Annotated in this window: 10 protein-coding genes and 1 tRNA gene; 1 reads left to right on the plus strand and 10 read right to left on the minus strand. The window is 70.2% G+C overall.

The features are described 5' to 3' along the window. The first annotated feature begins 4 nt into the window (after nucleotides 1-4). On the plus strand, nucleotides 5-1,354 hold the full coding sequence (locus ACIQ5Y_RS05335) for a protein kinase (RefSeq protein ID WP_403875163.1): 1,350 nt from the start codon (nucleotides 5-7) through the stop codon (nucleotides 1,352-1,354). Here ACIQ5Y_RS05335 and ACIQ5Y_RS05340 read toward each other — a convergent pair. The 10 genes from ACIQ5Y_RS05340 to dnaN all read right to left on the minus strand — a co-directional run bounded on the left by ACIQ5Y_RS05340 (nucleotide 1,341) and on the right by dnaN (nucleotide 12,951). Next, nucleotides 1,341-2,642, minus strand: a complete 1,302-nt coding sequence (locus tag ACIQ5Y_RS05340) for a hypothetical protein (protein WP_403875164.1) — start codon at nucleotides 2,640-2,642, stop codon at nucleotides 1,341-1,343. The genes ACIQ5Y_RS05335 and ACIQ5Y_RS05340 overlap by 14 nt on opposite strands. Before the next feature lie 129 nt (nucleotides 2,643-2,771). After that, on the minus strand, nucleotides 2,772-2,906 hold the full coding sequence (locus ACIQ5Y_RS05345) for a DLW-39 family protein (protein ID WP_208809277.1): 135 nt from the start codon (nucleotides 2,904-2,906) through the stop codon (nucleotides 2,772-2,774). A gap of 146 nt (nucleotides 2,907-3,052) precedes the next feature. Further along, a tRNA-Ile gene (locus ACIQ5Y_RS05350) sits at nucleotides 3,053-3,126 on the minus strand. A gap of 100 nt (nucleotides 3,127-3,226) precedes the next feature. After that, nucleotides 3,227-3,847: a DUF3566 domain-containing protein gene (locus tag ACIQ5Y_RS05355; protein ID WP_403875166.1), complete on the minus strand. Its 621-nt coding sequence runs from the start codon at nucleotides 3,845-3,847 to the stop codon at nucleotides 3,227-3,229. A 3-nt stretch (nucleotides 3,848-3,850) separates the two neighbouring features. After that, complete coding sequence (gyrA, locus tag ACIQ5Y_RS05360; RefSeq protein ID WP_403875168.1) at nucleotides 3,851-6,463, minus strand: DNA gyrase subunit A; 2,613 nt, start codon at nucleotides 6,461-6,463, stop codon at nucleotides 3,851-3,853. Between the two features lie 41 nt (nucleotides 6,464-6,504). After that, nucleotides 6,505-8,526: a DNA topoisomerase (ATP-hydrolyzing) subunit B gene (gene gyrB, locus ACIQ5Y_RS05365; protein ID WP_403875698.1), complete on the minus strand. Its 2,022-nt coding sequence runs from the start codon at nucleotides 8,524-8,526 to the stop codon at nucleotides 6,505-6,507. Nucleotides 8,527-8,931: 405 nt separating this feature from the next. Beyond that, nucleotides 8,932-9,489, minus strand: coding sequence for a DUF721 domain-containing protein (locus tag ACIQ5Y_RS05370; protein ID WP_403875170.1), 558 nt, complete (start codon nucleotides 9,487-9,489; stop codon nucleotides 8,932-8,934). Continuing rightward, nucleotides 9,486-10,622 carry a DNA replication/repair protein RecF gene (gene recF, locus ACIQ5Y_RS05375; RefSeq protein ID WP_403875172.1) on the minus strand — a complete coding sequence of 379 codons (1,137 nt, stop codon included), beginning with the start codon at nucleotides 10,620-10,622 and terminating at the stop codon, nucleotides 9,486-9,488. Before recF ends, ACIQ5Y_RS05370 begins: the two co-directional genes overlap by 4 nt. Before the next feature lie 56 nt (nucleotides 10,623-10,678). After that, the gene (gene gnd / locus ACIQ5Y_RS05380; protein ID WP_384747871.1) at nucleotides 10,679-11,554 is read right to left on the minus strand and encodes a phosphogluconate dehydrogenase (NAD(+)-dependent, decarboxylating); all 876 of its coding nucleotides are present in this window, start codon (nucleotides 11,552-11,554) and stop codon (nucleotides 10,679-10,681) included. 266 nt (nucleotides 11,555-11,820) lie between these two features. Beyond that, nucleotides 11,821-12,951, minus strand: a complete 1,131-nt coding sequence (gene dnaN / locus ACIQ5Y_RS05385) for a DNA polymerase III subunit beta (protein ID WP_030153167.1) — start codon at nucleotides 12,949-12,951, stop codon at nucleotides 11,821-11,823. Nucleotides 12,952-13,301 lie beyond the last annotated feature (350 nt).

Below are 13,301 nucleotides of genomic sequence, written 5' to 3' on the forward strand. Positions count from 1 at the left end.
AGCGATGGGTGAGATCTTCGCCGGCCGGTACGAGCTGATCGATCCGATCGGACGCGGTGGCGCGGGTGCCGTGTGGCGGGCCTGGGACCACCGCCGTCGCCGGTACGTCGCCGCGAAGGTCCTGCTGCAGAGCGACGCCCACACCCTGCTGCGGTTCGTGCGGGAACAGGCTCTGCGCATCGATCACCCGCACGTCCTCGCCCCGGCCAGCTGGGCGGCCGACGACGACAAGGTCCTGTTCACGATGGACCTGGTCGGCGGCGGCTCCCTCGCCCACGTGATCGGGGACTACGGGCCCCTGCCGCCCCGCTTCGTGTGCGCACTGCTCGACCAGCTCCTGTCGGGTCTGGCGGCGGTGCACGCGGAGGGTGTCGTGCACCGCGACATCAAACCGGCCAACATCCTGATGGAGGCCACCGGAACCGGGCGGCCGCACCTGCGGCTGTCCGACTTCGGCATCTCCATGCGCAAGGGCGAGCCGAGGCTCACCGAGACCAACTACGTGGTCGGCACGCCCGGTTATTTCGCCCCCGAACAACTCGTCGGTGCGGAGCCCGACTTCCCCGCCGACCTCTTCGCCGCCGGACTGGTCGGCCTGTACCTGCTGCAGGGCCGCAAACCCGACTCCCAGGCCCTGGTGGAGCACTTCCTCGCCCACGGCACCCCCGGCGCACCCGAAGGCGTCCCGGCGCCGCTGTGGGAGGTCCTCGCCGCGCTGCTGCAACCGGACCCCCAGAGCCGGTTCAAGACGGCCACGGGGGCGCGCAAGGCCCTTGCCGAGGCCGTGGAGCTGCTCCCGCCGTCCGCCCCGGACGAGGATCCGGTGGAGGTCTTCGACCAACTCGGCCCGCTCCCGGCCGGTTTCGGCCCCGACGGCCCGCAGTCCACCACCGCGGTCACCCCGGACACCCCCACGGTCGGCGTGGCGCCGACCGGCCCCTCCGGCCCCGTGACGGCGGCCGTGGAACCCGCCCGCACCGATCCGCGCGGCAGCGCCGCCACGCTCCCGGCCGCCGCCCCGGCGAGCGGCTCCGCCTCCGCCACGGTGGCCCCGGCGCCCGCCGACCCGCACGGCCCGGCGGCGCCCACCACCCCGTACCCGGCCGCCGGCACGCCGTACGCGCCCGGCCCCGGGCAGGCCGCCTCGTTCGGTCCCGCACCCGCGTACGACAGCCCCGCCCAGACGGGGAGCTTCCACCTCCAGCCGCCCGCGCCACCGGCTCCGCACTCCCCCTCGGCCCGGCCGGCCCGGCGCGGCGCCATCGCCCCACCGCCCCCGAAGGCCGTGGCGGCCCTGCTCGCCGCCGCGCTGCTCTGCTTCGCGGCCGGCGTCTGGGCCCTCACGCAGATGTAGTCGCGCGGCCCCGCCGCCCGAGCAGCATCCACCCGCCCAGCACCAGCAGCAGCACCGTGCCCGTACCGAAGCCGGCCCCCGCCACCACCCGCATCACCGAGGCGTTGTCGGCGGCGTCCGCGGCCTCCGGGGCGGTCAGCCCCGCCTTGGCGGCCTCCCGGTCCTGCGCACCGACCCCGAAGCCGCCCGCGGCCGGTCCCTCCTTGTACGAGGGCGCCTTTCCGGGGGTGCCGCTGAGGTCCACGCGCAGGGTCAGCGGCACCGTCGTCCCGTCCGCGGTGAACTCGGCGGCCTTCGCGCCCATGGTGACCGCGACGTAGTACCAGCCGGCGATCGACGCGTTCCGCACGTCCTTGTCATTGGAGAAGCGGTTCTCGTACGCCACGGGCGGGGTCTTCCCCAGGGTGACCCCGGCCTGCTTGCCGTCGTAGGAGGTGTCCTTCTCCGAGACCAACCCCCGGAAGGGGCTGTACAGCGAGACGACCAGCCCGCCCGAGGCCGAGCCGAACGACTTGGTCATCGTGGCCGCGGACAGCTCCGCGCCCAGGCCGAGCTGCTGCCCCCAGTCCAGCGGCACCCGGTACCAGCGGGTCTGCCCCACCCGCAGCTCGTCGCGCCACACCCCGGTGCCCAGCGCCCGGGCGTCGTTGAAGCCGGTGCCGCCGCTGCGCCCCACCGCCTCGGTGCCCGGCAGGGGCGCCGCCCCCGAGGGCCAGGTGCTGGGCGCGGCCGTGGGGCCGCCGGGGCCGCGGCCGGGCTCGCGCTGCACGCGCAGTTCCAGCGGCCACTCACCCGGGTCGGAGCCCTTGGCCGAGGTGCGGGTGACCTTGACGTAGTAGACGCCGCCCGGCGCGCAGTCGAGGTCCTCCGCGCCCCACCGCACGCCGACCGCGCTGATCGGCACCGGGTCGTAGCCGAAGCCGGCGCGGCCCCCGGAGCCCGGGCAGGACCGCCCGGCGGTGGTCATGATCTCCACCTCGATGCCGTCGCCGTAGGAGACCTTGGCCCCGGCGGCGGGACGCACCACGGCGGAGACGTACACGTTCGACTGGTCCTGCTCGAGCACGAGCCGGTAGACGCGCTCCCCCGGGGCGAGCTTGTCCGCGTAGACGTTCCCGGCCGCCAGCTGCGGGGCGTCCGCCGTGGAGGGCTTGCCCTGCACGGGCTTCGCGCCCTCGGCGGGGCGGTACTCCGGCAGCGGCTTGGGCACCGCGGCCGCGAGCGCCGCCCCCGGCAGAGCCGCCGCCATCACCAGGCCAAGGGCCGCTGCCACCGTCGTCGTCCGCACCCGACCCACCACGCCCACCCCGAGTTTGCTAGCGCAAGCCAAATCTTTGCATAACGTAAGTTTTCGTCACAGAACAGCACAAAGCCCCGGCCGCAGCGGCAGCCGGGGCTTCATGTTCAGCCTTCGGTCTCACACACCGGAACCAGAGGGCACGGAGTCGGTTGCCTCCGTCCACAGGTCCTGCTCGGCGCGGTCCGCCTGGATCTGGCGGTACACGAGGAGCCCGCCGATGGCGGCCAGTGCGACCAGGAGCAGCTTCTTCACCGCGCGACCTCGTCTTTCGTTGACGTAGGGGACTTCCTGACGCCCAACAATACACACGGACCGATACCGTTCGGTGACCTGTCGGCCCACCAACCGGCCCAACGACGAAGACCCCCAGGCCTTGGGCCTGGGGGTCTTCGACACTGTGGGGCTAACAGGATTTGAACCTGTGGCCTCATCCTTATCAGGGATGCGCTCTAACCAACTGAGCTATAGCCCCATCCGCCTTCGCTGCGCTCCCGCGCTGCGCGCTGACTCCTGAAGATTAGCGCACAGACGCGGTAGCTCCAAAATCGGTTCTCACGCAGCGTCTGCGCAGGTCACTCGTCCTCGGCGAGCGTCAGCTCCACACCACCGACGAAGCCCGCCGACAGGTTGTAGATGAACGCGCCGAGCGTCGCCAGCGCCGTCGCCAGCACCACGTCGATGACCGCGATCACCGACGTGAAGACCAGAACGCGCGGCAGCGACAGGAACGACTGGAGGTCGAAGCCGTTGCTCTCGTTCGAACCGGTCGCCTCGCTGATCGTGCCGCCGACGGTCGAGAAGACACCCATCGCGTCCATGACCATCCACAGCACCACCGCGGCCACGATCGTGCAGATGCCCAGCGCGATCGACAGCAGGAAGCTGACCTTCATCACCGACCACGGGTCGGCCTTGGCCACCCGCAGCCGCGCCTTGCGCGTCCTGGGGGCCGTACGGACCCCAGGACGCGGCTTGCGCTGCGCCGAGGGGCTCTCGCCGGCACGCGGCGCGCCGGGGCCCTGGGGGGCCGTGTACGCCTGCGGCGGCTGGTACGGCGTCTGCGCCGGACCCGCGCCGGCGGCCGGCTTCGGTTCTCGGGTGTCCGTCACGGTTCCCCCCTGGGAGTCCGCGGCGGGGCCACGGGCACCGTTCGCTCCAGTCTTGGCCGGTCCGGCGCCCGTGGCTCCACTCACGACTTACTCCTCGTGCTCCCCGACCGAAGGCTGCGTGCCCTCGGCGGCCTCGGCGGCCTGTCCTTCGGCCACCTCGGTCCCAGTGTCGGTCTCGGTCTCGTCCGCCTCGTCGGCCTCTTGGCCCGCTTCGGCGTTACGAGCGATGCCCACCACGGCATCTTTCTTGCCCAGGTTGATCAGCTGGACGCCCATGGTGTCACGGCCGGTCTCCCTGACTTCGTTGACGCGCGTACGAATCACACCACCGCTGAGGGTGATTGCGAGGATTTCGTCGCTTTCGTCCACCACGAGCGCGCCCACGAGGGACCCGCGGTCCTCCACGATCTTCGCGGCCTTGATACCCAGACCGCCGCGACCCTGGACGCGGTACTCGTCGACCGGCGTCCGCTTGGCATAGCCGCCGTCGGTCGCGGTGAAGACGAACGTACCGGGCCGGACCACGCTCATGGAGAGCAGTTCGTCACCCTCGCGGAAACTCATGCCCTTCACGCCCGAAGTCGCACGACCCATCGGCCGCAGCGCGTCGTCGGTCGCCGTGAAGCGGATCGACTGCGCCTTCTTGCTGATCAGCAGCAGATCGTCCTCGGCCGACACCAGCTCGGCGCCGATCAGCTCGTCATCGCTGCCGTCCTCCGTCTCCCGGAGGTTGATCGCGATCACACCACCCGAACGGGGCGAGTCGTAGTCCTTGAGCGCCGTCTTCTTCACCAGGCCGCCCTTGGTGGCCAGGATCAGGTACGGCGCCGCCTCGTAGTCGCGGATCGCGAGGATCTGCGCGATCTTCTCGTCCGGCTGGAAGGCCAGCAGGTTCGCCACGTGCTGCCCGCGCGCGTCACGGCCCGCGTCCGGAAGCTCGTACGCCTTGGACCGGTAGACGCGGCCCTTGTTCGTGAAGAACAGCAGCCAGTGGTGCGTCGTCGACACGAAGAAGTGGTCGACCAGGTCGTCCTGCTTCAGCTTCGTGCCGCGCACGCCCTTGCCGCCGCGCTTCTGCGAGCGGTAGTCCTCGGTCTTGGTGCGCTTGACGTAACCGCCGTGCGTGATCGTGACGACGATGTCCTCTTCGGCGATCAGGTCCTCGATGGACATGTCACCGTCGAAGGGCACCAGCTTGGACCGCCGGTCGTCGCCGAACTTCTCGACGATCGCCGCCAGTTCCTCGCTCACGATCGAACGCTGGCGCTCCTCCGAGGCCAGGATCGCGTTGTACTCGTTGATCTTGGCCTGGAGCTCGTCGTGCTCCGCCACGATCTTCTGCCGCTCCAGCGCCGCCAGACGCCGCAGCTGCATCTCCAGGATCGCGTTCGCCTGGATCTCGTCGATCTCCAGCAGGCCCATCAGGCCCTCGCGCGCGATCTCGACCGTGTTGCTGCGCCGGATCAACGCGATGACCTCGTCGATCGCGTCCAGCGCCTTCAGCAGACCGCGCAGGATGTGCGCGCGCTCCTCCGCCTTGCGCAGCCGGAACCGCGTACGCCGGACGATGACCTCGATCTGGTGCTGCACCCAGTGCCGGATGAACGCGTCGATCGACAGCGTGCGCGGCACGCCGTCCACCAGCGCCAGCATGTTCGCGCCGAAGTTCGTCTGCAGATCGGTGTGCTTGTACAGGTTGTTCAGCACGACCTTCGCCACGGCATCGCGCTTGAGCACGATCACCAGGCGCTGACCCGTGCGCGACGAGGTCTCGTCACGGACGTCGGCGATGCCGCCGATCTTCCCGTCCTTCACCAGGTCGGCGATCTTCTGCGCCAGGTTGTCGGGGTTGGTCTGGTACGGAAGCTCCGTCACCACCAGGCACTGGCGGTTCTGGATCTCCTCGACCGCGACCACCGCGCGCATCGTGATGGAGCCGCGGCCCGTCCGGTACGCCTCCTCGATGCCCTTGCGGCCCACGACCAGCGCGCCGGTCGGGAAGTCCGGGCCCTTGATCCGCTCGATGAGCGCGTCCTGCAGCTCCTCGTGCGAGGCGTCCGGGTGCTCCAGCGCCCACTGGGCACCGGCCGCGACCTCGCGCAGGTTGTGCGGCGGGATGTTCGTCGCCATACCCACGGCGATACCGGCGGAACCGTTCACCAGCAGGTTCGGGATGCGCGCCGGCAGGACCGTCGGCTCCTGGTTGCGGCCGTCGTAGTTGTCCTGGAAGTCGACGGTCTCCTCGTCGATGTCCCGGAGCATCTCCATGGCCAGCGGCATCAGCTTGCACTCGGTGTAGCGCATCGCGGCCGCCGGGTCGTTGCCCGGAGAGCCGAAGTTGCCGTTGGAGTCCACCAGCGGCATCCGCATCGACCACGGCTGCGCCAGGCGGACCAGCGCGTCGTAGATCGAGGAGTCACCGTGCGGGTGGTACGTGCCCATGACGTCACCGACGACACGGGCGCACTTGTAGAAGCCCTTCTCGGGCCGGTAACCGCCGTCGTACATCGCGTACAGCACACGGCGGTGGACGGGCTTGAGACCGTCCCGCACGTCGGGCAGCGCACGCGAGACGATGACGGACATCGCGTAGTCGAGGTAGGAGCGCTGCATCTCCGTCTCGAGCCCGACGGGCTCGATCCGCAGCTGCGGCTGCTCCTCTTCGGTGTTCTCGGCGGTGGGAGTGTTTTCGTCGGCCATCGCTGGTCAAAGATCCTTTCAGGCGGTCAGCAGAGACCGACTCAGATGTCGAGGAAGCGGACGTCCTTGGCGTTGCGCTGGATGAAGGACCGTCGCGCCTCGACGTCCTCACCCATCAGCACCGAGAACAGGTCGTCGGCCTGCGCCGCGTCGTCCAGCGTGACCTGGCCGAGCACGCGGTGGTCCACGTCCATGGTGGTGACGCGCAGCTCCTCGGCGTTCATCTCGCCCAGACCCTTGAAGCGCTGGATCGAGTCTTCCTTGATCCGCTTGCCGTTCTGCTTGCCGAGCTCCACCAGGGCGTCGCGCTCGCGGTCCGAGTACGCGTACTCGAAGTCGTCACGGCCCCACTTGATCTTGTAGAGCGGCGGGCGGGACAGGTACACGTGACCGGCCTCGACCAGCGGCCGCATGAAGCGGAACAGGAAGGTCAGCAGCAGGGTGTTGATGTGCTGGCCGTCGACGTCGGCGTCCGCCATCAGGATGATCTTGTGATAGCGGAGCTTCTCGATGTCGAAGTCCTCGTGCACACCGGTGCCGAAGGCACTGATCAGCGCCTGGACCTCGGTGTTCTGGAGGATCTTGTCGATACGCGCCTTCTCGACGTTCAGGATCTTGCCGCGGATCGGCAGGATGGCCTGGTACATCGGGTTGCGGCCGGACTTCGCGGAGCCGCCGGCGGAGTCACCCTCGACGATGAAGATCTCGCACTTGGTCGGGTCGTTCGACTGGCAGTCCGACAGCTTGCCCGGCAGCGACGCCGACTCCAGCAGACCCTTGCGGCGCGTCAGGTCACGGGCCTTGCGGGCCGCGACGCGCGCCGTGGCCGCCTGGATCGACTTGCGGATGATGTCCGCCGCCTCGACCGGGTTGCGGTCGAACCAGTCGTTCAGGTGCTCGTGGACGACCTTCTGCACGAAGGTCTTCGCCTCCGTGTTGCCCAGCTTGGTCTTCGTCTGGCCCTCGAACTGGGGCTCGCCCAGCTTCACCGAGATGATCGCCGTCAGACCCTCGCGGATGTCCTCGCCGGCGAGGTTGTCGTCCTTCTCCCGCAGCAGCTTCTTGTCACGCGCGTAGCGGTTGACCAGACCCGTCAGCGCCGCACGGAAGCCCTCCTCGTGCGTACCGCCCTCATGCGTGTGGATCGTGTTCGCGAAGGAGTAGACACCCTCCGTGTACTGCGAGTTCCACTGCATCGCGATCTCGACCGAGAGCATCCGCTCCTTGTCCTCGGCCTCGACGTCGATGACCGTCGGGTGGATCAGATCGCCCTTGCGCGAGTTCAGGTACTTCACGAAGTCGACGATGCCGCCCTCGTAGTAGTACTTGACCGTCCGCGCCTGGGGCTCGGCCGTGTCCGCGTCCGGGTCGTCGGCACCCGCCGTCGCCTTCGCCGACTCGCGCTCGTCGGTCAGCGTCAGGGTCAGGCCCTTGTTGAGGAAGGCCATCTCCTGGAAGCGCCGCGACAGCGTCTCGAAGGAGTACTCGGTGGTCTCGAAGATCTCGCCGTCGGCCCAGAACGTCACCGACGTGCCGTGCTCGTCGGTCTCCTCGTTCTTGGCCAGCGGGGCCGTCGGCACGCCCAGCTTGTAGTCCTGGGTCCAGCGGTGGCCGTCCGTCTTGACCTCGACCGCGACCTTGGTCGACAGCGCGTTCACGACGGACACACCGACACCGTGCAGACCGCCGGAGACGGCGTAGCCGCCGCCGCCGAACTTGCCGCCCGCGTGCAGGACCGTCAGGACGACCTCGACGGCCGGCTTGCCCTCGGACGGGACGATGCCGACCGGGATACCACGACCGTTGTCGACCACGCGCACCCCGCCGTCGGCGAGGATCGTGACGTCGATGGTGTCCGCGTGCCCGGCCAGCGCCTCGTCGACCGAGTTGTCGACGACCTCGTAGACGAGGTGGTGCAGACCACGCTCACCCGTCGAGCCGATGTACATACCCGGCCGCTTGCGGACCGCGTCCAGGCCCTCGAGGACCTGGATCGCACTGGCGTCGTAATTCTTCTCGTTGGAGTCGCCGGAATCGGCCACGAAGCGCCCTCTCTGGCACAGCGCAGCCCGTACTCCGGACCAGCGTGTGCGCCGGAGGAGCGGCCGCGTCGATCTGCGTTGTCTGCGTGATTCCCGCGAACGGGCGGGATTCTCCTCCAGTCTACCGGTACCACGGACATGAATGGGGGTTTGCCGGTACCTGAGTCCTCATGTGCCGCCCTGAACCGCCACTCTCCGACTCCCCATATCCGGGAAGGGGCTCAAAGAGGCTCACACGGGCATCCAGCGCTTCGGCCTGTCAACCTCCCACTACCGTGAGGGACACCACCCGCCCCATGCCTCCCCGCCGGGACGAAACCGGACCCGACCGGGGACGAAAACAGCCCCGACCGGGGACAAAACCAGCCTCGCCGGCGTTTGAGGAGCGGGGTCCGGGGCGGAGCCCCGGGTCCCGGCGCAGCCGGGCTATCCGTACGTGTCCCCCGGACCGGAGGAACCTGGCGCCCGCCACGGCCCGTGCCGCTTCGGCCGCCCCCCAGGCCCCCGCACGAGAAGCACCCGCACCGTCCCCTGCCCCAGATCCGCGTTCAGCCGCGCGACCAGCTGCGGCGCCAGCAGCTTCAGCTGCGCCGCCCACGCCGAGGAATCACACCGCACGACCAGTTCACGGTCCTCGTACCGCTCCGGTTCGCAGTGCGCCGCGATCTCCGGACCGACGATCTCCGGCCAGCGCTCCATCACGCCCGCCACCGCCATCGGCATCTCCCACCCGCGCTCCGTGCGCAGCCGGTCCAGCGCCGCCATCAACGGCATCGGATCCCGGCCGTCCGCACGCGCCCCCGAACGCAGCCCCGGACCCTGCTGCCGCTTCTTGCCGCCCGCCGCGTTCCCCCGGGCCCGCGCCTGCTCCCGCGCCGCCGCCAGCGCCTGCCGCGCCAGGTCCACCCCGGAGGGCTCCGCCGCCCGGCGGGGCTCCGGACCCCGCTCGCCGCCCGCGTCGCCGGAACCGCTCGTACCGCTCACAGCCGGGTCACCTCACCGCTGGACACCCCGAACCGCGCCCCCACCAGCACACCCGGAACGTCATCGTCCACAGCCGCGGTCACCAGCACCTGCTCGCCCCCGGCCACCAGCTCCGCCAGCCGCTCCCGGCGCCGCGCGTCCAGCTCCGCGAACACGTCGTCCAGGATCAGCACCGGCTCCGCACCCTCCGAGCGCAGCAGCTCGTAGGACGCCAGCCGCAGCGCCAGCGCGTACGACCACGACTCCCCGTGGCTCGCGTACCCCTTCGCCGGCAGCTCCTTCAGCCGCAGCACGAGGTCGTCCCGGTGCGGCCCCACCAGGGTCACCCCGCGCTCGATCTCCTGCTTGCGCACCTCGCCGAGCGCCGCCAGCAGCACCTCGTACATCGCCTCACGGGTCCGCGCCGCGCCGCTGTCCACCGCCTCGCCCGCGGAGGACTTGTACGCCAGCCCCAGCGGACCGCCGCCGGGCGCCAGCTGCTCGTACGCCTTGTCCGCCAGCGGCAGCAGCGTCCCGATCAGATCCAGCCGCTGCGCGAGCAGCTCCGCGCCCGCCCGCGCCAGGTGCTGGTCCCACACGTCGAGCGTCGACAGGTCCATCGAGCGGCCCCCGTGCCGACGGGCCATCGCCGCCGACTTCAGCAGCGTGTTGCGCTGCTTGAGCACCCGCTCGTAGTCCGAACGGACACCCGCCATCCGCGGCGAGCGCGCCGTGACGAGGTCGTCCAGGAACCGGCGGCGCTCCCCCGGATCGCCCTTCACCAGCGCCAGGTCCTCCGGCGCGAACAGCACCGTCCGTACGATCCCCAGCACGTCCCGCGGCCTGACCTGCGAGGACCGGTTGATCCGGGCCCGGTTCGCCCGCCCCGGATTCAGCTCCAGCTCCACCAGCTGCTGCCGCTCGCCCTGGGTGACGGCGGCACGGACGATCGCCCGGTCCGCCCCCATCCGCACGAGCGGGGCGTCCGAGGAGACCCGGTGGCTGCCCAGCGTCGCCAGATAGCCGATCGCCTCGACCAGGTTCGTCTTGCCCTGGCCGTTGGGACCCACGAAAGCCGTGACGCCCGGGTCGAGGGGAACCTCGGCCCGGGCGTACGAGCGGAAGTCGGCCAACGAGAGATGCGAAACATGCATACGGCGCCGACCTCCCCCGGCTTCCTGCTGCTCTGCTCTGTGGTGCTGTGGTGGAGCTACTTCTTCTCGACCGCGTGGCCGCCGAACTGATTGCGCAGCGCGGCGATCATCTTCATCTGCGGGGAATCGTCCTGACGCGACGCGAACCGCGCGAACAGCGAGGCCGTGATCGCGGGCAGCGGCACGGCGTTGTCGATGGCCGCCTCCACCGTCCAGCGTCCCTCACCCGAGTCCTGCGCGAAGCCCTTGAGCCGCTCCAGGTGCTCGTCCTCGTCGAGGGCGTTCACCGCCAGGTCCAGCAGCCAGGAGCGGATGACCGTGCCCTCCTGCCACGAACGGAAGACCTCGCGGACGTCGGTGACCGAGTCGACCTTCTCCAGCAGCTCCCAGCCCTCGGCGTAGGCCTGCATCATGGCGTACTCGATGCCGTTGTGGACCATCTTCGCGAAGTGGCCCGCACCCACCTTGCCGGCGTGCACGGCGCCGAAGTCGCCCTCCGGCTTGAGGGCGTCGAAGACCGGCTGGACCCGGGCGACGTGGTCCTTCTCGCCGCCGTACATCAGCGCGTAGCCGTTCTCCAGGCCCCAGACACCGCCGGAGACACCGCAGTCGACGAAGCCGATGCCCTTGGCCGCCAGCTCCTTGGCGTGCTTCTCGTCGTCGGTCCAGCGGGAGTTGCCGCCGTCGACCACGATGTCGCCGATCGAGAGCAGCTCCGCGAGCTCGTCGATCGTGGACTGCGTCGCCGCACCTGCCGGGACCATCACCCACACGACGCGGGGGGCCTGCAGGCTGTCCACAAGTTCCCGCAGGCTGTGGACATCGGCGAGGTCCGGGTTGCGGTCGTATCCGATGACGGTGTGGCCTGCGCGGCGGATGCGCTCGCGCATGTTGCCGCCCATCTTGCCGAGACCGACGAGACCAAGCTCCATCAGGTGGTTCCTTAAGCGTTGTGGCCGTCTGTGCCGGGGCTCCCCGGCCGTGTTCTCGAAAACGCGCGGGCCGCCCACCGGATCCGAGCCTACGCCGGGGCGTGCCGCCCGGCGCCATGGGCGCTCCCGGGTGGACGAACCGGCTCCGGCGGGCTGTGTGCGAGGTCAGGCCGCGGCCCGCCCGTGGGGTCCGTGAGGCCCGTACGGGGGTGGACGCCGTCGGGCCCGGCCCCGCGGCATGCGAGACCGGGCCCGACGTGAGCGCGTCAGCCGGACAGACGCACCGGCATGATCAGGTACTTGTACGCCTCGTCCGCCTCCGCGTCGACCGCCGGGCGGCCGCTGAGCAGCGCCGGCTTGGTGGACGTGGTGAAGCTCAGCTGCGCGGCCGGCGAGTCGATCGCGCTCAGGCCGTCCAGCAGGAAGGTCGGGTTGAAGGCGATCGAGATGTCGTCGCCCTCCAGCTTGGCGTCGACGCGCTCCACAGCCTGTGCGTCGTCGCTGGAACCGGCTTCCAGGATCAGCACGCCCTGCTCGAAGCTCAGGCGGACCGGGGTGTTGCGCTCGGCGACCAGGGCCACGCGCTTGACGGCCTCGACGAACGGGGCGGTCTCGATCACGGCGATGGAGTTGAACTCCGTCGGGAACAGCGTGCGGTACTTCGGCAGGTCGCCCTCGAGGAGACGGGTGGTGGTCCGGCGGCCCGCGCCCTCGAAACCGATGAGGCCCTCGCCCGCGCCCGAGCCGGAGAGAGCCAGGGTGACCGTGTCACCGCTGGTCAGCGACTTGGCGGTGTCGAGGAGCGTCTTCGCGGGCACCAGGGCCACGGCGGAGGCGTCCGGGTTCTCCGGCTTCCACAGGAACTCGCGGACCGCGAAGCGGTAGCGGTCGGTCGAGGCCAGGGTGACGCGGTCGCCCTCGATCTCGATGCGGACACCGGTCAGCACGGGCAGCGTGTCGTCGCGGCCGGCGGCGATGGCGACCTGGGCGGCGGCGGAGGCGAAGACCTCACCGGGCACGGTGCCGGTCGCGGTCGGCATCTGCGGCAGCGCCGGGTACTCCTCCACAGGCAGGGTGTGGAGTGTGAATCGCGAGGAGCCGCAGACCACGGTCGCCCGTACACCGTCTGTGGAAATCTCCACGGGCCGGTTGGGGAGGGCGCGGCAGATGTCGGCGAGCAGCCGGCCGGAGACCAGGACGGTGCCGTCCTCCTCCACGTCCGCCTCGACGGAGACCCGGGCCGAGACCTCGTAGTCGAAGCCGGAGAGGGACAGCGTGCCCTCCTCGGCCTTCAGCAGCAGGCCCGCGAGAACGGGCACCGGCGGCCGGGCCGGGAGGCTGCGTGCGGCCCACGCCACTGCCTCCGCGAGTACGTCGCGCTCCACCCGGATCTTCACCGGAACCGCCTCCTGCTGTTGCTCGCTCGTCTGCCGGCCTTCGTCGTCGGCCCGTCGATGCCTCGACCGATGCCGGGGACCAGTCTGACGTACGGCGCCGACAGTCGTTGCTGCCGGCGGTCAAGTCGGGAGCGAGGTGTCGGGGAGGCCTGCCCACCGAGTTGTGCACAGGACCTGCTTGAAAACCGAAACCGGCCTAACTCTCTATGGGGGTAGTAGTAGGGCCTGTGGAAACGGTGGAAAACCTCGTTCGCGCAGGTCACCACCTGTTTTTTATCCCCACAGCCTGTGGGTGGCACCGGTGGACAACACGGTGTCTCTGTGGAGAACGAAAACTTCTGCACAGGCTG

The organism is Streptomyces sp. NPDC096339 (assembly GCF_044762985.1).
Taxonomy (GTDB): domain Bacteria; phylum Actinomycetota; class Actinomycetes; order Streptomycetales; family Streptomycetaceae; genus Streptomyces.